Source organism: Mycobacterium sp. NGS59 (assembly GCF_059812345.1).
The window spans coordinates 108,982-127,353 of sequence record NZ_JCALCN010000002.1 but is presented as its reverse complement, the minus strand read 5'-3'; the positions used below and the strand labels follow the sequence as shown (position 1 = coordinate 127,353).

Below are 18,372 nucleotides of genomic sequence, written 5' to 3'. Positions count from 1 at the left end.
CTTTGTCTAGCATTTGTCTAGCACCACCATAGGGCTCCGGTCCGCATCAGGGAACGGTCGCTGGATTCAGAGACTAGAACGTGTTACAACCGGGGTGGCCGATGGGTATCCGCTGGTGTCGATGACGGCGGCTGCGCCGGTACCTGGAATTGACGCGATCGCTTGATCGGAGGCGGCGGGAATGCACATCAGTTACACCCCCGAACAGGAGGAGCTGCGTCGCGAGTTGCGCTCGTACTTCGCCGGTCTGATGACTCCGGAGCGTCGCGAGGCGCTGAGTTCGGTACAGGGCGAGTACGGCACCGGCAACGTGTACCGCGAGACCGTCGCGCAGATGGGCAAGGACGGGTGGCTCACCCTGAACTGGCCGAAGGAGTACGGCGGTCAGGACCGCTCGCCGATGGACTCGCTGATCTTCACCGACGAGGCCGCCATCGCCGGCGCTCCGGTGCCGTTCCTGACCATCAACAGCGTGGCGCCGACGATCATGGCGTTCGGCACCGACGAGCAGAAGAAGTTCTTCCTGCCCAAGATCGCCGCCGGGGACCTGCACTTCTCGATCGGCTATTCCGAGCCGGGTGCCGGCACTGACCTGGCGAACCTGCGTACCACCGCGGTGCGCGACGGCGACGACTACGTGATCAACGGCCAGAAGATGTGGACGAGCCTCATCGCCTACGCCGACTGGGTGTGGCTGGCTGTGCGCACCAACACCGAAGCCAAGAAACACCGCGGCATCTCGATGCTGGTGGTGCCCACCACCGCGGAAGGTTTTTCCTGGACCCCGGTGCACACCATGGCCGGCCCGGACACCAGCGCTACCTACTACACCGACGTGCGGGTTCCGGTGACCAACCTGATCGGCGAGGAGAACGCGGGCTGGAAGCTGGTGACCAACCAGCTCAACCACGAGCGCGTCGCGCTGGTCTCGTCGGCGCCGATTTTCATGGCCCTGCGGGAGGTCCGCGAGTGGGCGCAGAACACCAAGGACGACGGCGGGGCGCGGCTGATCGACTCGGAGTGGGTGCAGATCAATTTGGCCCGCGTGCACGCCAAGGCCGAGGTGCTCAAGCTGATCAACTGGGAGCTGGCTTCTGCCGATGCCGCGTCGTTGAACCCGGCGGACGCCTCGGCGGCCAAGGTGTACGGCACCGAGCTGGCCACCGAGGCCTACCGCCTGCTGATGGAGGTGCTGGGCACCGGAGCCACGCTGCGGCAGGACTCCCCCGGCGCCCTGCTGCGCGGCCGGGTCGAGCGGATGCACCGGGCGTGCCTGATCCTGACCTTCGGCGGCGGCACCAACGAAGTCCAGCGCGACATCATCGGCATGGTCGCTCTGGGCCTGCCCCGCGCCAGCCGCTGACCCTTCACAGAACGGGACATTTCATGGATTTCTCGACGACCGAAGCAGCCCAGGACCTCGGCGGCCTGGTCGACAGCATCGTCGACGCGGTGTGCACACCTGAGCGTCAGCGTGAGCTCGACGGCCTCGAGCACCGGTTCGACCGCGAGCTGTGGCGCAAGCTGATCGACAGCGACATCCTGACCAGTGCCGCCCCGACCCAGGTCGGCGGCGACGGCTTCGGGGTGCTCGAGCAGGTCGCGATCCTGGTGGCGCTCGGGCACCAGCTGGCGGCGGTGCCGTACCTGGACTCGATCGTGCTGGCCGCCGGCGCCCTGGCCCGGTTCGGTTCCGAAGAGCTGCAACGCGATTGGGGCGCCCCCGCGGTGAGCGGTGAGAAGATCCTGACGGTGGCGCTGGACGGCGAGATGGGCGAAGGTCCGGTGCGGGCCTCCGGCCATGGTGATGGCATTCGGTTGACCGGCACCCGCACCCAGGTGAGCTTCGGCCCGACCGCCGACGCGTTCCTGGTTCCAGCCGAAACCGATTCCGGCACAGTCGTTTTCCTGGTCGCCGCGGACGACCCGGGTGTGACGGTCACCCCGTTGCAGACCACCGGACTGGGCAGCGCGGGACATCTGGCGCTGGACGGCACCGAGGTGCCCGCCAGCCGCAAGGTAGGTGACGCAATCGTCGTCGCCTGGTTGCGCACCCTGGCCACCCTCGGCCGCAGTGCCTACCAACTCGGGGTGCTGGAGCGCGGTCTGCAGCTGACAGCCGAGTATGCCCGCACCCGTGAGCAATTCGACCGTCCGATCGGCAGCTTCCAGGCGGTGGGTCAGCGGCTCGCCGACGGCTACATCGACGTCAAGGGTCTGCGGTTGACGTTGACGCAGGCCGCTTGGAAGGTGGCCGAGGACATTCCCGCCGAGATCGACGTCGCGTCCGCGGCGTTCTGGGCCGCCGATGCCGGGCACCGGGTTGCGCACAGCATCGTGCACGTGCACGGCGGCGTCGGCGTCGACACCGACCACCCGGTACACCGTTATTTCCTGTCCGCCAAGGAGACCGAGTTCGCGCTGGGCGGTGCCACCGGGCAGCTGCGCCAGATCGGTCGCGAATTGGCCGAAACCCCGGTCTAGCCACTGCCCCTCGGCGCCGAGCGTGAGGCTGGCCGCACATTCGACGCCGAGCGTGACGCTGGATGCACACTCGAGAGGGTTTTGAGTTGAGCGCCGACCCCACGGTCACCGAACTGCTGGTCCCGCTGGCCGAGATCGACGACCGCGGCGTCTACTTCGAGGACTCGTTCACCAGTTGGCGTGCACACCTTCGGCACGGTGCTGCCATAGCGGCCGCGCTGCGTGCCCGACTGGATCCGGCGCGTCCGCCGCACGTCGGCGTGCTGCTGCAGAACACGCCGTTCTTCTCGGCGATGCTGGTGGCCGCAGCGATGACCGGCATCGTGCCGGTAGGGCTGAACCCGGTGCGCCGCGGCGCGGCGCTGGCCCGCGATATCGATCACGCCGACTGCCAGCTGGTGCTGGCCGACAGCGGATCGGCCGAGACGTTGGACGGCATCGACCACGTCGACGTCGACTCGCACGCCTGGGCCGACGAGGTGGCCGCCCATCGGGATTCCCTACCGGTGTTCCGATCCGCCTGTCCCACAGACCTTTTCATGTTGATCTTCACCTCGGGAACCAGCGGCGAACCCAAGGCGGTGAAGTGCAGCCACGGCAAAGTGGCCAGTGCCGGGCAGCGCATGGCGCAGCGTTTCGCGCTCGGCCCCGACGACGTCTGCTACGTGTCGATGCCGCTGTTCCATTCCAATGCGGTCCTGGTCGGCTGGGCGGTGGCCGCGGCCTGCCGGGGTTCGCTGGCGTTGCGGCGCAAGTTCTCGGCATCGCAGTTTCTGCCCGATGTCCGTCGCTACGGTGCGACCTACGCCAACTATGTGGGCAAGCCGCTGTCGTATGTGCTCGCCACCCCCGAGCAGCCCGACGACGCCGACAACCCGTTGCGTGCGGTCTACGGCAACGAAGGCGTACCCGCCGACATCGAACGCTTCAGCGCCCGGTTCGGCTGTCTGGTGCAGGACGGGTTCGGCTCCACCGAAGGCGGCGTGGCGATCGCCCGCACCGCCGACACCCCGCCCGGCTCGCTGGGCCCGCTGCCGCAGGGGATCGCCATCGTCGACCCCGACACCGGGGAGCTCTGCCCGCCCGGCGTGGTCGGCGAAGTGGTCAACACCGCCGGGCCGGGACGGTTCGAGGGCTACTACAACGACGCCGCCGCCGAGGCCGAGAGAATGGCCGGCGGCATCTACCACAGCGGCGACCTCGCCTACCGCGACGAAGCCGGCTACGCCTATTTCGCCGGGCGGCTCGGCGACTGGATGCGCGTCGACGGCGAGAACCTGGGCACCGCCCCGATCGAGCGGGTGCTGCTGCGCCACCCGGCGGTCGTGGAAGCCGCGGTGTACCCGGTGCCCGACCCGGTGGTCGGCGACCAGGTGATGGCCGCGCTGGTGCTGTCGCCCGGCGCGCGATTCGACGCCGACGAGTTCCGCGCGTTCCTGGCCGCACAACCCGACCTGGGCCCCAAACAATGGCCGTCGCAGGTGCGGATCAGCGCCGGGTTGCCGGGGACGGTGACGTTCAAAGTGCTCAAACGGCAGCTGTCGGCCGAGGGCGTCGACTGCGGCGAGCCCGTCTTCGCCATTGGCCGCTGATCGACCCCGTTGGCCAGCGCAAACGCGCGTCGACGGGAACAGATCCCGCTATTACGCGCGAATCCAACAACCCGCCGCCGAGACGCGATACGATCCGCGCCTAACCGCTTGCAGCATTGCGTACCCGACCGCGTCGGGCCGTTTTGAACCAGTGCGAGGTGCCGGATGTCATACCTGCTCGTAGTGCCCGAGACGATGACGGCGGTAGCCACGAATCTGGCCAGTATCGGATCGACGATCACAGCGGCCTCAGCTGCTGCTGCAGCGCCGACCACCGGTCTGTTGTCGGCCGCCGCGGACGAGGTGTCGGCGGCCGTCACCCAGTTGTTCACCCAGCATGCGCAGGGTTATCAGACCCTCGCCGGGCAGGCCGCGGCGTTCCACGCTCAGTTCGTGCAGGCGGTGACTTCCGGCGCCGGATCCTATGCCGCCGCCGAGGCGGTCAACCTGCGATTGGCCGCCGCCGCGGCAACCGACCCCATCCAGGCGCTGCTGTCTCGTCCGATCATCGGCAACGGCGTCAATGCGACGGCCCCGGGCGCCCCCGGCGGTGACGGCGGGTGGCTGTTCGGAAACGGCGGCAACGGGGCCGCGGGGGCGGCAGGCCAGGCCGGCGGTGCGGGTGGCTCCGCCGGGCTGTGGGGTAACGGGGGCATCGGCGGTGCCGGTGGCAGCGGCGGCGCGCCGGGTGGCGCCGGCGGCAACGGCGGTCTGCTGTTCGGTGTCGGGGGCGCCGGCGGACTCGGCGGCGTGGGGGCCGCCGCCGGTCTCGGCGGGCTGGGCGGGCACGGTGGCAACGGCGGGCTGCTGATCGGCAACGGCGGCTTCGGCGGTCAAGGCGGCCAGGGCGGCGCGGGCGGCGGCACCGGCGGTCACGGCGGCGACGGCGGCAACGCCGGCTTCCTGCTAGGGGCGGGTGGCAACGGTGGGGCCGGCGGCATCGGTGCGCCCGGCGCGCTCGGCGGTGGCATGGCAGGCGACGGCGGCACCGGCGGCAACGGCGGGGCGGGCGGGTTGTTCATGAACGGCGGTGTCGGCGGAGCCGGCGGCCAGGGTGGCAATGGCGGTCCCGGCATCGACTCTTTGAACCCCGCCGTGGTAGGTGGCTCCGGCGGGCTGGGCGGTAACGGTGGTGCCGGCGGGCAAGGCGGCGCCGGACCGGTGTTGTTCGGCCACGGCGGTGCGGGCGGCCTCGGCGGCCAGGGCGGGACCGGTGGCACCGGAGGGTTGGGCGCCGACAGCTCCGTCGGCATCGGCGGCACCGGAGGCACCGGCGGCACCGGTGGAGCCGCCGGACCTGGCGGCTCCGCCGGGGTATCCGGCTTCCTCTCCAACGGCGGGCTCGGTGGGGGTGTCGGTGCCGGCGGCACCGGAGGCACCGGCGGCGACGGCGGCAAGGGCGCGGGCGGCACCAACGCCTCTGTCCCCGGTACCAACGGCACCAATGGGTTCGCAGGCGGCAAAGGTGGCGGCGGCGGCCAAGGCGGGGCGGCGGTGCCGGGCGGCGTCGCCGGTACCGGTGGCACCGGCGGGGCGGGTGGCACAGGCGGTCTGGGCGGCAACGGCGCGGACGCCGTCGGCAACGGCAATGCGGGTGGCAAAGGCGGGGACGGCGGCATGGGCGGCGCGGCCGGGCTCGGCGGTGCGGCGGGCACTGGAGGTGGCGGAAAGGCCGGCGCTCTCGGAGCGGGCGGCGACGGCGGCAACGGCGGCAACGGAGCCAAGGGCAGCGTCGGGTCCAACGGCAAGAACACCTTCATCTTTAACGCCAGCCCTGGGGACGGCACTGACGGCGGAGCGGGTGGCAATGGCGGTGCCGGCGGTGGGGCCGGCGGCACGGGCGGCACCGGGGGCACCGGTGGTCACGGTGGGAACGGCGCCGACGGTGGCAACGGCGGCAGCAACACCTCCGTTAGCAACACGCTCCAGGTCACCGGCGGCAAGGGCGGCGCCGGCGGGGCCGGAGGCGCGGCCGGGGCTGGCGGCGCGGCCAACGGTGGCACCGCGGGTGCGCTGGGCGTCGGCGGCAACGGCGGCGACGGCGGCGACGGCGGCAACGGCAGCAAGGGTGGCGGCGGCGGCAACCAGGGCTCCAACAACGGCCTGCCCGGCGGAAACGGCATCGTGGGTGGCGACGGCGGCAAAGGCGGTGCCGGCGGGGCCGCCGGCGCCAACGGCGGTACCGGCGGCGACGGCGGCGACGGCGGTACGGGCGGCACCGGCGGCAACGGCGGTAACGGCGGCGGCGGCATAAGCGGCACGGCTGCGGCTCCCGCGGGAGGCACGGGCGGCTCCGGCGGTACCGGCGCCAATGGCGGCGCGGGGGGCGGCGGTGGTGACGCCGGCGGACCAGGTGGCAGTGGCGGTAAAGGCGGCACCGGTGGCACGGCCGGCAACGCGGGCGACGGCGGCACCGGCGGCAATGCGGTGCAACCCAATGCCGGCGTGGTGGACGCGCCGGACGGCGGCCAGGGCGGCACCGGCGGGCAAGGCGGTAAAGGCGGCCAAGGTGGCACCGGTGGTGCGGCCGGCGTCGGTGGTATCGGCGGGACCGGCGGCACCGGGGGCAACAGCGGCAACGGCGGCAAGGGCGGCCTCGGCGGTAACGGGGCGGTCGGCGGTACCAGCAACAGCAGCGGCGCCGTCGCCGGATCCGGCGGCGCGGGCGGCGAGGGCGGCAATGGCGGCAATGGCGGCACCGGTGGCACCGGCGGTGCCGGGGCCACCAACGCGGCCGCGGGCACCGGCGGGACCGGCGGCAACGGCGGCGACTCCGGTGCCGGCGGCAATGGCGGCAAAGGCGTCGCCGGTGGCAATGCGGAGCCCGCAAAGGGTGGCGTCCCGTCAGCGGGCGACGGCGGAGCCGGCGGGAATGCCGGCAACGCTGGAGCCGGCGGCACCGGCGGCACCGGCGGCGCCGGTCTCACCGGCGGCCAGGGCGGCAATGGCGGTAACGGGGGCAAGGGAGCGGTTGGCGGCATCGGCGCCGACGGCGCCGACGGTTCGCAGACCTTCACAGCCACATACGATGCAACCCGCTCCGGCGGGGATGGTGGGACTGGCGGCTACGGCGGCAGGGGCGGTGATCCGGGTCTCGGCGGTGCCCCCGGCGGCGCTGGCGGCTTCGGCAATCTGGGCAAGGGCGGCGACGGCGGCAACGGCGGCGCCGCCGGCAAGGGTGGCATTGGCGCCAACGGTGTCAACACGCCGATCCCCACGACGGTGGGGCAGGCCGGTACCGGCGGCAACGGCAGTCCCGACGGCACCACTGCGACCGGCGGTGATGCTGGCACCGGTACAGTCGGCAGCCCCAGCAGTGGTTCTCCGAATGGTCAGGTTCAGCAGGGCGGTAACGGTGGCAACGGCGGCGCCGGAGTCAACGCTGCCGCAGGCGGCACCGCGACCGGTGGCAAGGGCGGCCAGGGCGGCGACGGCAGCCTGTTCGGCGGACCCGGCGGCAACGGCGGTACGGGTGGCACTGCCACCGAAAGCGGCACTTCCGGAATTGCCGCAGCCGGAATCGGGGGCAACGGCGGAGACGGGAATGGCGGTGACGGCGGCAAGGGCGGAACGGGCGGCAATGCCACCGTGACCGGCGATGCCGGGAAGGCTACCGGCGGCAACGGCGGAAACGGCGGCGACGCCAATCCCGCCATCTTCTCGAGCGTGGCGTTCAGCAACGGCGCCGACGGCGGAGCCGGCGGCAACGGCGGAAACGCCACCGTCGCTACCAACGGGCAGGCCTTCGGCGGCAAGGGTGGCAACGGGGGCAGCGGCGACAACGGCACGGTCAATGCCGGCATCGGCGGCAACGGTGGGCTCGGCGGTGCGGCAGGTGCCGGCGGCAGCAACGGTGGCAGCGGCGGTATCGGTGGGGCGGGCGGTGCCGGCGGCGCCGGCGGCGACGGTGTCATCGGCGGTAAGGGCGGCGCCGGCGGCAACGGTGGCTTCACCACCGTCGGTGCGGGCTCGACTGGCTTAGGCGGCGTCGGCGGCAACGGCGGCACCGGTGGCGCCGGCGCCATCGGCGGGGCTGGCGGCGTTGGCGGCAACGGCGGCCAGGGCGGTGCAGCGGGAAGCAACGGCGGCACCGCGGGCAACGGTGGTGCGGGCGGCGTAGGAGGCGAAGGCGGCGACGGCGGCAAGGGCGGCGACGGCGGCACCGCCGGAACCGGCTCGTCGTCCGGCACCGGTGGCACGGGCGGCACCGGTGGCACCAGTGGCGCCGGCGGTCTGGGCGGATCCGGCGGCCAGGCTGGCAACGGCAACTTCGGCACCAGTGGCGGAACGGGCGGAACAACCAACAGCGGCTCGGCCGGCACCATCACCGGCGGCGGCACGGGCGGCACCGGCGGCGCCGGCGGCACCGCGGGCGCCGGCGGCATCGCTTGACGTTGTCGTGCAACGGTTTTCACGGTGCCCCGGCACTCGACCCGGCGACCTGCGGCATCGCCGTCTCGGGTACCCGGCGCTTCTCCTGGGGCAGCTGGTCGACCGGCGTGGCGTGGTCCACGATCAAAGTCCCGCTGGCCATCGCAGCGCTGCAGGCTGACCGCCGCAGCGCGGAGCCCCTGGTAGTCAAGGCCATCACCGAATCCGACAATCCCGCCTCCGAGCAGTTGTGGTCGCAGCTCGGCGAACCGGCCGAGGCGGCAGGGCGGGTTCAAGCTGTTCTGGCCGCCGCCGGGGATTCGTCGACCATCGTCGAATCTCAGCGCCTCCGAACGGGATTCACCGCATTCGGCCAAACGCCCTGGCCGCTCGACCGGCAGGCGCTGTTCGCGGCGAACATGAGCAGCGTCCCGGAGGCCACCATCGTCATCGAACTCATGCACCGCCTGATTCCCGAACAGCGATGGGGTCTGGCCGCCAAAGGCATTCCCGCCAAAGGTGGTTGGGGACCCGGCCAGAAATCCGGATACCTGGCCCGCCAGTTCGGCATTGTGCCTGCGGCAGCAGACCATCTGGGCGTGGCGCTGGCCGCCGAGGCCGAATCGTTCGAGGCGGCAAAGACTGTCGTCAACCAGCTCGCGGACTGGCTGTACGAACAACTACCCCAGCAGTGACGGCACCACCGCGTCGATCAGATGTGGGCCCGGTTCCGCGAACGCGTCGCGCAGCGCGTCGGCCAAGCCCTCGGCTGTGTTCACCCGCCGCGCAGGTATCCCCATGCCTTCGGCCATCTTCACGAAATCCATTGTCGGGCGCGATATGTCGAGCAGGTCCACCGCCTTCGGTCCCGGCGCGGACCCGGCTCCCACCCGCTGCAACTCGAGGCGCAGGATGTCGTAGGCGCCGTTGTTGTAGATGATCGTGGTGACGTCGAGGTTCTCCCGGGCCTGCGTCCACAGCCCTGAGATCGTGTACATCGCCGACCCGTCGGACTCCAGGCACAGCACCGGGCGATCCGGGGCCGCCACCGCGGCACCCACCGCGGCCGGGATGCCGTAGCCGATCGCTCCCCCGGTCAACGTCAGCCAATCATGCGCCGGCGCACCGGCGGTGGCCTGCGGCAGCAGCGGACCCGAGGTGTTGGATTCGTCGACGACGATCACCCGTTCGGGTAGCAACGCACCGATCACGTCGGCCGCCGACGCTGCCGTCAACGAGCCCGACGGCAGCTGCGGACGCGACGGCGCCGCTACCGGCGCCGTCGTCCCCGGAGCCAGCTTCTCGGCCAACGCCACCAAAGCCAGTCCCGCGCCGCGACTTTCGGCCAACACGTGCACCTGACACCCCGCCGGCACCAGATCGCTCGGCATATCGGGGTAGGCGAAGAATGACACCGGCGACTTGGCGCCGGCCAGCACCAGGTGCTTGGCTCCGTTCAGCTGCGCGGCCGCGGCCTCGGCGAAGTAGCCGAGCCGTTCGACGGCGGGCACGCCGGCGCCGCGCTCCAGCCGCGTCGGGAACGTCTCGCACAACAAGCGTGCACCGGTGGCCTCGGCGATGCGCGCCGCCGCGGCCAACCCTTCTCCATAAGTGGCGTCTCCCCCGATCAGGATCGTCGTCGGCTCGCCGGAACGCAGCACCGCGGCCACCGAACCGTCGTCGATCCTGGCGCCCGACCACGACGTCGCGACCGCTCGCGCGGGTTCGGCCCCGTCCGACCAGGAGGCGTCGGCGGGCAGGATCAGCGTCGCGACGTGTGCCCCGGACACGCTGGCCGCGATTGCCTCGGCGGTGTCGGCTGCGACCTCACCGGCGGCCGAACTGCGGCGCACCCATCCCGAGACGGTGCCGGCAACCGCGTCGATGTCGGATTCCAGTGGGGCGTCGTACTTCTTGTGATAGGTGGCGTGGTCGCCGACGACCACCACCATCGGCACCTTGGCGCGCCGCGCGTTGTGCAGGTTGGCCAGCCCGTTCCCAAGACCCGGGCCCAGGTGCAGCAACACCGCGGCCGGGCGGCCGGCGATGCGGGCGTAGCCGTCGGCGGCGCCGGTGGCCACCCCCTCGAAAAGCGTTAGCACACCACGCATCTCGGCCACGGTGTCCAACGCCGCCACGAAATGCATCTCGGAGGTACCGGGATTGGCGAAGCACACGTCGATACCGCCGTCGACCAATGTGTTGATCAGCGCCTGAGCACCGTTCATCTGTCCACCTTTCCGTGCAGTTCCGGCAGCTTGAAGACCCGTTCGGCGTTGCGCCGCAGGAAGTCCCGACGGGCCTCGTCGCCGAGTCCGAGTTCGTCGAGACCTGCCAGGGCGTGGGTGTGGGCGATCATCGGATAGTTGGTGCCGAACAGCACTTTGCGTTGCCCGGTACCGGTTTTCATGAAGCGTACGAGCTCGTCGGGCAACCGCTTGACGGTGTAGGCAGAGGTGTCGATGTAGACGTTCTCGTGTTTGCGGGCCACCGCGACCATCTCCTCGGTCCAGGGATAGCCGACGTGCCCGCACACGATCACCAGTTCCGGGAAGCCCAGCGCCACCTGGTCGATGTAGGGAATCGGGCGCCCGGCCTCCGACGGTCGCAGCGGGCCGGTATGCCCGACCTGGGTGCAGAACGGCACCCCCGACTCCACGCATTGCGCGAACAGCGGATAGTAACGGCGATCGGTGGGCGGCGCATCCCACAACCACGGCACCACCCGCAGGCCGACGAACCCGTCGGCAACCCGTTGGCGCAGTTCGCGAACCGCGACCATCGGACGGTTCAGGTCGACGGCGGCCAATCCGGCAAACCTGTCGGGATGCGATGAAACCCATTGCGCGACTTCATTGTTGGACACCAGATCCTGGCCGCCCGGACCCAGCCACGCGCTCAGCAGGCCGAACTCGACGCCCGCCGCGTCCATCGAAGCCACCGTCGCTTCGATCGGGAGGTCGGCGTCCGGGATCGACCCACCGGTCCAGCGCCGCAGCGAGTCGAGCATGTCGCTACGCAGGAACCGTAAGGTCGGGTGCTGCATCCACACATCGATCGTCATCGCGGTTTCGACTCTAGACGTCGAGTGCGGTGCGGGCGGCGGCGTATGTCTGCCGCGCGTACCCGCCGCCGAACAGCACCACGTGTGCCAGCAGCGGGAACAGCTGGTGCAGTCCGACCCGGTCGCGCCAGCCGGGTTTCAGCCGATGCACCCGCTGGTAGCCCTCCAGGACGGATTCGTAATGCGGGCAGCCGAACAGCGCCAGCATGGCCAGGTCGGTCTCCCGGTGACCGCCGTGGGCGGCGGGGTCGATCAGCACCACCCCGTTCCGGGTCCACATCACGTTGCCGCTCCACAAGTCCCCGTGCAGGCGTGCCGGCTCGTCGTCGTCGTCGTAGTCACCGGCCCGGCAGCGTGTCATGACCGCATCGAGAGCTGTGCGGGTCGCGGCATCGAGTCGGGCCGCCGCGCGGTCAGTCATCGGGGCCAGCCGCTCGTCGGCGTAGAACGAGCCCCAGCGACGGTGGTGCCGCAACGACATGGGCAGCGGCTGCGACAACGGTCCGAAGAATCCGGGCCCGTCCCACCCGTCGGGTCCCGCGCCGAAGGCCACCGCGCCCGCGTCGTGCGTGACCGCCAGTCGGGTACCGAAGACACGCGCCGCTTCGGGGTCGGGAGCTACCGCGTCGAGTCGGCCCAACGTCAGACTGGTCGCGTCGACAGCGACCACCCGCGCGCAGGGGACGCCGCCCTCGACTCCGCCCAGCCACCGCAGCCCGGCGGCCTCGCAGGCGAAGAATCCTGCCGGGGCGCCCCGTCGCTGCTTGACAAAGTCGCTCAAGCGGTTACGTGAGCGGCATGCACATCGTCGGCCTGGCGAGCCTCGGTCTGCTCCTTGGCCCAGCGGTAGTCCGGCTTGCCGGCCGGTGAACGCTTCACCTCGTCGACGAACCAAAGACTGCGCGGCACTTTGTATCCCGCGATCTCCGAGCGCACGAAGCTGTCCAGTTCCGCCAGCGTCGGCCGCGCCCCCTGACGCGCCTGCACCACGGCCGCGACGTGCTGACCGTAGCGCGGGTCGGGCACACCGACCACCAGTGCGTCGAAGACGTCGGGGTGCCCCTTCAAAGCCGCTTCGACTTCTTCGGGGTAGATCTTCTCCCCGCCGCTGTTGATCGACACCGAACCGCGGCCCAGCATCGTCACGGACCCGTCCTCTTCGACCAGCGCCCAGTCGCCCGGAATCGCGTAGCGCACACCGTTGATCGTCTTGAACGTCTCGGCGGTCTTCTTCTCGTCCTTGTAGTAGCCGACGGGGATGTTGCCCTTCTTGGCGATGAAGCCGCGCACCCCGGAGCCGGGCTTGACCTCGTTGCCTTCTTCGTCGAGGACGACGGTGCGGTGGTCGATGGTGACCCGCGGGCCACCGCTGTGCGGCGCGTCCTTGGCCACGATGCTGGTGCCACCGAAGCCGGTCTCCGAGGAGCCGATCGAGTCGGTGATAACCCGGTTCGGCAGCAACTCCAGGAGTTTCTCCTTGATGCTCGGCGAGAACAGGGCCGCCGTGCTGGCCAGCAGGAACAGCGACGAGAGGTCGTACTCATTACCCGCGTCCTGATGCGCCAGCAGCGCATCGAGCAACGGACGGGCCATCGCGTCGCCGGTGAAGAACAGCAGGTTCACCTTGTGGTCGTGGATGGTGCGCCACACCTGGTCGGCGTTGAATTCCGGTGCCAGGACGGTGGTTTGGCCGGAGAACAGCGACATCCAGGTGGCGGATTGGGTGGCGCCGTGGATCATCGGCGGGATCGGGTACCGGATCATCGGCGGGTTCGCGGCGGCGGCCTTGGCCAGGTCGTACTCATCCTTGACGAATTCGCCTGTGGCGAAGTCGGTTCCGCCGAACAACACGCGGTAGATGTCTTCGTGGCGCCACATCACGCCCTTCGGGAAGCCCGTCGTGCCACCCGTGTACAGCAGGTAGATGTCGTCGGCGCTGCGCTCGCCGAAGTCACGCTCGGGCGAGCTGTCGGCGATGGCGGCGTAGAACTCGACGCCCCCGTAGCGCTGGTAGTCGTTGTCGCTACCATCCTCGACCACCAACACGGTCTTGACGTTCGGCGTCTCCGGCAGCACGTTGGCGACCCGGTCGGAGTACTGCCGCTCGTGCACCAGCGCGACCATGTCGGAGTTCTCGAACAGGTAGCGCAGTTCGCCCTCGACGTAGCGGAAGTTGACGTTGACCAGGATCGCACCGGCTTTGATGATGCCGAGCATCGCGATCACGATCTCGATGCGGTTGCGGCAGTACAGACCGACCTTGTCGCCCTTCTGCACTCCTTGGTCGATCAGGTAGTGCCCCAGGCGGTTGGCCTTCTCTTCCAGTTCGGCGTAGGTCAACTGCTCGTCACCGCAGATGAGGGCTACACGGTCGGGCACAGCGTCGATGGCGTGCTCGGCGAGGTCAGCAATATTCAAGGCCACGGACCCTAAATTAGAACGTGTTACATTTCTTGACAAGCTGATCCCCAACGTCGCGCGAAAGGCGGTCACGGTGACCGAGACTCCAGCAAACGAATCCGAACCGGACGCCCTGGTCGAGCAGCGCGGTCACACGTTGATCGTCACGATGAACCGTCCGCACCGTCGCAACGCTCTGAGCACCGAAATGATGGAGATCATGGTGCAGGCGTGGGACCGCGTCGACAACGATCCCGACATCCGCTGTTGCATCCTCACCGGTGCCGGTGGCTACTTCTGCGCCGGGATGGACCTCAAAGCGGCAACCGCGAAGCCACCGGGCGATTCTTTCAAGGACGGCAGCTACGACCCGTCGCGCATCGACGCCCTCCTCAAGGGTCGCCGGTTGACCAAACCCCTGATCGCGGCCGTCGAGGGACCGGCGATCGCCGGCGGTACCGAGATCCTGCAGGGCACCGACATCCGCATCGCCGGCGAGAGCGCCAAGTTCGGCATCTCCGAGGCCAAGTGGAGTCTGTACCCGATGGGCGGCTCGGCGGTGCGCCTGGTGCGCCAGATTCCCTACACGGTGGCGTGCGACCTGCTGCTGACCGGACGGCACATCACCGCGGCCGAGGCCAAGGAGATGGGGCTGATCGGTCACGTCGTCCCGGACGGTCAGGCGCTGGCGAAGGCGTTGGAACTCGCGGAGATCATCGAGAACAACGGTCCGTTGGCCGTCCAGGCGATCCTGAAGACCATCCGCGAGACCGAGGGCATGCACGAGAACGAGGCCTTCAAGACCGACACGCAGGTCGGGATCAAGGTGTTCCTCTCCGACGACGCGAAGGAAGGCCCCCGGGCGTTCGCCGAGAAGCGCAAGCCGCAGTTCCAGAACAAGTAAGCCCCCCTTCGCCGAACGTGTAACCACTGCCAAATTCGGGCCAAAATTTCGCAGCAGCGACACGCTCGGCGAACCTGTCAGTCCCGCTCGGCGAACCTGTCCGCCCCCTTCGCCGAGCGTGTAACCACTGCCAAATCCAGGCCGAAATTTCGCAACAGCGACACGCTCGGCGAACCTGTCCGCCCCGGACGCCGAACCTGTCCGCCCCCTTCGCCGAGCGTGTAACCACTGCCAAATCCGGGCCGAAATTTCGCAACAGCGACACGCTCGGCGAACCTGTCCGCCCCGGTCGGCACACTGCGCTCATGGTCGAGCCATTTGTCGGCAGCGAAGCAATAGCGTCCGGCGTGATCACGCCCTACCAGCTGCGTAGCCGCTACACCGCGGTGCACCGGGACATCTACCTCCCGGTCCACACCGAACTGACCGCGACACAACGCGCGCATGCCGCCTGGCTGTGGTCGAAGCGGCGCGGTGTCGTTGCCGGCCAATCCGCCGCAGCGCTGCACCGCGCAAAGTGGGTTGACGACGAGCAGCCTGCACAGCTGCTCTACGACTGCCGCCGTCCCCCGCGGGGCGTCATCACCTGGTCAGACCGCATCACGCCGGACGAGACCCAGCTCATCCGGGGCATACCGACAACCACGCCGGCCCGCACCGCCTTCGACCTCGCCTGCCGGTATCCACTGGACAAAGCGGTCGCCGCCATCGACGCGCTCGCCCGCGCAACCAGACTCGACACCGCCGACATCGAGTCGCTGGCGAAGCGCCATAGCGGCCACCGCAACATCAGGCGGGCGCGACAGGCTCTCGCCCTCGTCGATCCGGGCGCGGAGTCCCCGCAAGAGACCCGGCTGCGGTTACTGGTCATCAGTGCCGGCTACCCGCCACCGCAGACCCAGATACCGGTGTACGGCTTATACGGGGAGCTGGTCGGAATCGTCGACATGGGTTGGGAGCAACTGAAACTCGCACTCGAGTACGAGGGGGCACACCATCGCACGCCCGACCGGTTCGGCCAAGACATCGCCCGCTACGAAACGATGAACACCGATCTGGACTGGATCACCATCCGGGTCACCAGCCGCGACACCGACGGCGGCATCCTGGGACGGCTGGGGTCGGCCTGGGCACGGCGCGGAATGCCGCCGCCCACGACTCAAGGATTTTCGAGATTGTCGACCAACTTGCCGGTGATGCGGTTGGCCACCACCTGCGCCTGATCGACGATGTCGTAACCGCACGCCACCACATCGATGACGTACTTGGTGTGGATGGTCAGCACATGCTGGCAGAGGTATCGCGCGTTCTCCTGGTTGATGCCGGCCGTCAGCGTGGTGCCCGTCTGCTCGAACGACTTCATCACCCAGTGCCCGACGCTGCCGCTGGCATCGGCGGAGTAAGACTTGCCGTTGCACTGTTGCCAGGCCTGGGCCGCGGTTTTCAGGTAGCTGCGCGCCGCGTCGGGCGTATCGAGGGCAGCGATCCCCTGCGCGACATAGTGCGAATGTTCCCCTTGCGGTGACGATCCCACGGCCCCCCTGAGCGCCTGCCAGTCGACGCCGGACAACGAGGTGGGCGGCAGAATCATCGAGACGCCGATGCAGGTGGTGGGATCGACCTTGACCGGATCCTTCGAAAGCCTGGTGAAGCGACTCGATGTCACGAAGTTGTTGTCGCTGACCGCCGATCGCACCTCGGCCTCGGTGAGCGTCGACGACGTCAGGCCCGCGGCCACCGGCTGATCGGTCAGCTTTCTGGTCTCGCCGCCACCGGCGGCACGCAGGACGGCGGTCGTGACGATCACTGCGACGGCGGTCAACGCGATGAGTATGCACGCCAGCACTTTTCGGTTCACGAGGCGTCCATGATCTTGGCAGCGATGGTGTCTGTCTTGGTCGCGACTCCCGACCGGTCGTCACAGACGATGACGCTGGCGATCGCGGTGCCGGCGGTTGTGACGTCCTGTTGGCAGAGGAAGCTGTCGTCGGCGGCGAAACGGTACTGGGCGGAGATCTTGTCGCGGCCATCCGCGACGATCGTCGCGGTCATCTTGACTCCGCCGGCCGAGTATTGCTGTTTGTTGCAGCCCCGCCAGGCTTGCAAGCGTTGTTGCATAAAGCGATTCGCCGCGGCGGTCGACGGCGCTGTCGCGACATACTGGTCGACGCTGCCGCGGATGTCATTGCCGGTGGCGTGCAGCGTCGCCGATTGGATCGAGTTGACGCCGACGGCAGCGAAGGCCGATTTGAGGTCGATTGACTGGATGGCTGCGCACTGTTGGGGCGTGACGGTGAAGCCGGGCTCGGTCAGTTTCGTCGTCGAGTCGATAAGTCGGTAATTCGTTTCACCCATCACCTCGTTGACTTCCTGCACCGACAACAGCGACGGCCCGGACGCCTGCGACGACCCGGTGGTCATGAAGATGATCGGCAACGCGATCGCCACGGCGGCGACCGCACAAACCGCGGTGATGGCAACGGCATGCCGCTTCCACCGCGACTCTTGTCCCGGCCGCTCGGGGCCGGGGCGCGGCGCGGAGAACGCGGGTGCCGGTGCGACGAAGGCCGCCGGTTGCGGCCAGGGCGGCGGGGTGGCCGGCGATTGTTGCCACGGTGCGGGAGCGACGGGTCCCGGGCCGGGTCGGGACGGCTGTGGATGCGGCGCAGGTTGCGGCCCGGTGTTAGGGGCGTTGATGGCAGCACGTGCCGCCGCGATCAGTTCCTTGGTGGTGGAGTAGCGCTCGTCGGGGTTCTTGGCCATCCCCTTGGCGACGACGTCGTCGAGTTGCGGTGGAATGCCGGGACGCAGCGTGGACGGGCGCGGCGGCGGCAGGGTCAGATGCCCACCCAGTTGTTGCTCGAGGCTGTCACCGGGGAAAGGTTGGCTGCCGGTCAGGCACTCGTGCATCACGCAGGTCAGCGCATAGATGTCGGCGCGGTTGTCGTTGCGGTCGCTGGTCAATCGTTCGGGCGCCAGATAGGCCCAGCTGCCGACGACGCTTCCGGTGTTGGTCAGCGACGTCTGCCCGGTCGCGCGCGCGATACCGAAGTCGATCAGATAGGCGAAGTCGTCCTCAGCCACCAGGATGTTGGACGGTTTGACGTCGCGGTGCACCAGATTGACCCGGTGCGCGGCGTGCAATGCCGAAGCCACCTGTCCGATGATGTGCAACATCCGCGCGGGTTCGAGCGGCCCTTCGGTCAATGCGGTTTGCAGGTCGCGGCCTTGGATGAGGCGCATCGTGACGAACAGCCGTCCCTCGATCTCACCGAAGTCGTAGATCGGAACCACGTGAGGTTCGTCGAGCCCGGCCGCCGAGCGGGCTTCGCGGCGGAACCGCTGCTGGTAGGTCTCGTCGTCGGCGAACTGCGCGGGCAGCACCTTGAGCGCGACCACGCGCTCGGTGGCTGTGTCGAACGCCCGCCAGACCTCGCCCATGCCGCCGCGCCCCAGCAACTCGATCAACCGGTAGCGGCCGAACGGCGTCCCTTCCACGTGCACCTCCCCCTAGGTTGCCTGCAGCGGTAACGATAGGGTTCGGCCACAGCATTCAC

13 protein-coding genes are annotated in these 18,372 nt (G+C 69.5%); 7 read left to right on the top strand and 6 right to left on the bottom strand.

Features of this window, described 5'->3' with window-relative positions; genetic code table 11:
• Positions 1-181 precede the first annotated feature (181 nt).
• The 5 genes from AC5Y46_RS03115 (at position 182) to AC5Y46_RS03095 (ending at position 9,142) form a co-directional block, all read left to right on the top strand.
• The gene (locus tag AC5Y46_RS03115) at positions 182-1,363 is read left to right on the top strand and encodes an acyl-CoA dehydrogenase (RefSeq protein ID WP_499943665.1); all 1,182 of its coding nucleotides are present in this window, start codon (positions 182-184) and stop codon (positions 1,361-1,363) included.
• 23 nt (positions 1,364-1,386) lie between these two features.
• A complete protein-coding gene (locus tag AC5Y46_RS03110; RefSeq protein WP_499990075.1) occupies positions 1,387-2,484 on the top strand; it encodes an acyl-CoA dehydrogenase family protein in 1,098 nt (365 codons plus the stop codon).
• Between the two features lie 62 nt (positions 2,485-2,546).
• Complete coding sequence (gene fadD17, locus AC5Y46_RS03105) at positions 2,547-4,076, top strand: long-chain-fatty-acid--CoA ligase FadD17 (RefSeq protein ID WP_499990074.1); 1,530 nt, start codon at positions 2,547-2,549, stop codon at positions 4,074-4,076.
• Between the two features lie 165 nt (positions 4,077-4,241).
• Entirely contained in the window at positions 4,242-8,468 is a 4,227-nt protein-coding gene (locus AC5Y46_RS03100) for a PE family protein (RefSeq protein WP_499990073.1), read from the top strand.
• A complete protein-coding gene (locus AC5Y46_RS03095; protein WP_499990072.1) occupies positions 8,465-9,142 on the top strand; it encodes a hypothetical protein in 678 nt (225 codons plus the stop codon). The genes AC5Y46_RS03100 and AC5Y46_RS03095 overlap by 4 nt, the downstream gene beginning before the upstream one ends.
• On the opposite strand, the gene AC5Y46_RS03090 is transcribed toward AC5Y46_RS03095, so the two are convergent.
• The 4 genes from AC5Y46_RS03090 to AC5Y46_RS03075 are packed head-to-tail and all read right to left on the bottom strand — an operon-like array spanning position 9,128 to position 13,971.
• Positions 9,128-10,675: an acetolactate synthase large subunit gene (locus tag AC5Y46_RS03090; protein WP_499990071.1), complete on the bottom strand. Its 1,548-nt coding sequence runs from the start codon at positions 10,673-10,675 to the stop codon at positions 9,128-9,130. The genes AC5Y46_RS03095 and AC5Y46_RS03090 overlap by 15 nt on opposite strands.
• Positions 10,672-11,511 carry an amidohydrolase family protein gene (locus AC5Y46_RS03085; protein ID WP_499990069.1) on the bottom strand — a complete coding sequence of 280 codons (840 nt, stop codon included), beginning with the start codon at positions 11,509-11,511 and terminating at the stop codon, positions 10,672-10,674. Before AC5Y46_RS03085 ends, AC5Y46_RS03090 begins: the two co-directional genes overlap by 4 nt.
• 13 nt (positions 11,512-11,524) lie before the next feature.
• Positions 11,525-12,292, bottom strand: a complete 768-nt coding sequence (locus AC5Y46_RS03080) for a fructosamine kinase family protein (protein ID WP_499990068.1) — start codon at positions 12,290-12,292, stop codon at positions 11,525-11,527.
• Entirely contained in the window at positions 12,289-13,971 is a 1,683-nt protein-coding gene (locus AC5Y46_RS03075; RefSeq protein WP_499990263.1) for an acyl-CoA synthetase, read from the bottom strand. The genes AC5Y46_RS03080 and AC5Y46_RS03075 overlap by 4 nt, the downstream gene beginning before the upstream one ends.
• Positions 13,972-14,005: 34 nt before the next feature.
• Here AC5Y46_RS03075 and AC5Y46_RS03070 point away from each other — a divergent pair, with 34 nt between their 5' ends.
• Positions 14,006-14,815 carry a crotonase/enoyl-CoA hydratase family protein gene (locus AC5Y46_RS03070; RefSeq protein WP_499990067.1) on the top strand — a complete coding sequence of 270 codons (810 nt, stop codon included), beginning with the start codon at positions 14,006-14,008 and terminating at the stop codon, positions 14,813-14,815.
• 305 nt (positions 14,816-15,120) lie between these two features.
• Positions 15,121-16,038, top strand: a complete 918-nt coding sequence (locus tag AC5Y46_RS03065; RefSeq protein ID WP_499990066.1) for a type IV toxin-antitoxin system AbiEi family antitoxin — start codon at positions 15,121-15,123, stop codon at positions 16,036-16,038.
• Here AC5Y46_RS03065 and AC5Y46_RS03060 read toward each other — a convergent pair.
• Positions 15,975-16,673, bottom strand: coding sequence for a sensor domain-containing protein (locus AC5Y46_RS03060; protein WP_499990065.1), 699 nt, complete (start codon positions 16,671-16,673; stop codon positions 15,975-15,977). The genes AC5Y46_RS03065 and AC5Y46_RS03060 overlap by 64 nt on opposite strands.
• On the bottom strand, positions 16,670-18,313 hold the full coding sequence (locus AC5Y46_RS03055) for a serine/threonine-protein kinase PknH/PknJ (protein ID WP_499990064.1): 1,644 nt from the start codon (positions 18,311-18,313) through the stop codon (positions 16,670-16,672). The genes AC5Y46_RS03060 and AC5Y46_RS03055 overlap by 4 nt, the downstream gene beginning before the upstream one ends.
• Positions 18,314-18,372 lie beyond the last annotated feature (59 nt).

Coding starts and splice junctions, on each gene's coding strand:
- AC5Y46_RS03090 (WP_499990071.1), bottom strand. CDS start 10,675: ATGAACGGTGCTCAGGCGCTGATCAACACATTGGTCGACGGCGGTATC.
- AC5Y46_RS03110 (WP_499990075.1), top strand. CDS start 1,387: ATGGATTTCTCGACGACCGAAGCAGCCCAGGACCTCGGCGGCCTGGTC.
- AC5Y46_RS03085 (WP_499990069.1), bottom strand. CDS start 11,511: ATGACGATCGATGTGTGGATGCAGCACCCGACCTTACGGTTCCTGCGT.
- fadD17 (WP_499990074.1), top strand. CDS start 2,547: ATGCACACTCGAGAGGGTTTTGAGTTGAGCGCCGACCCCACGGTCACC.
- AC5Y46_RS03100 (WP_499990073.1), top strand. CDS start 4,242: ATGTCATACCTGCTCGTAGTGCCCGAGACGATGACGGCGGTAGCCACG.
- AC5Y46_RS03065 (WP_499990066.1), top strand. CDS start 15,121: ATGGTCGAGCCATTTGTCGGCAGCGAAGCAATAGCGTCCGGCGTGATC.
- AC5Y46_RS03115 (WP_499943665.1), top strand. CDS start 182: ATGCACATCAGTTACACCCCCGAACAGGAGGAGCTGCGTCGCGAGTTG.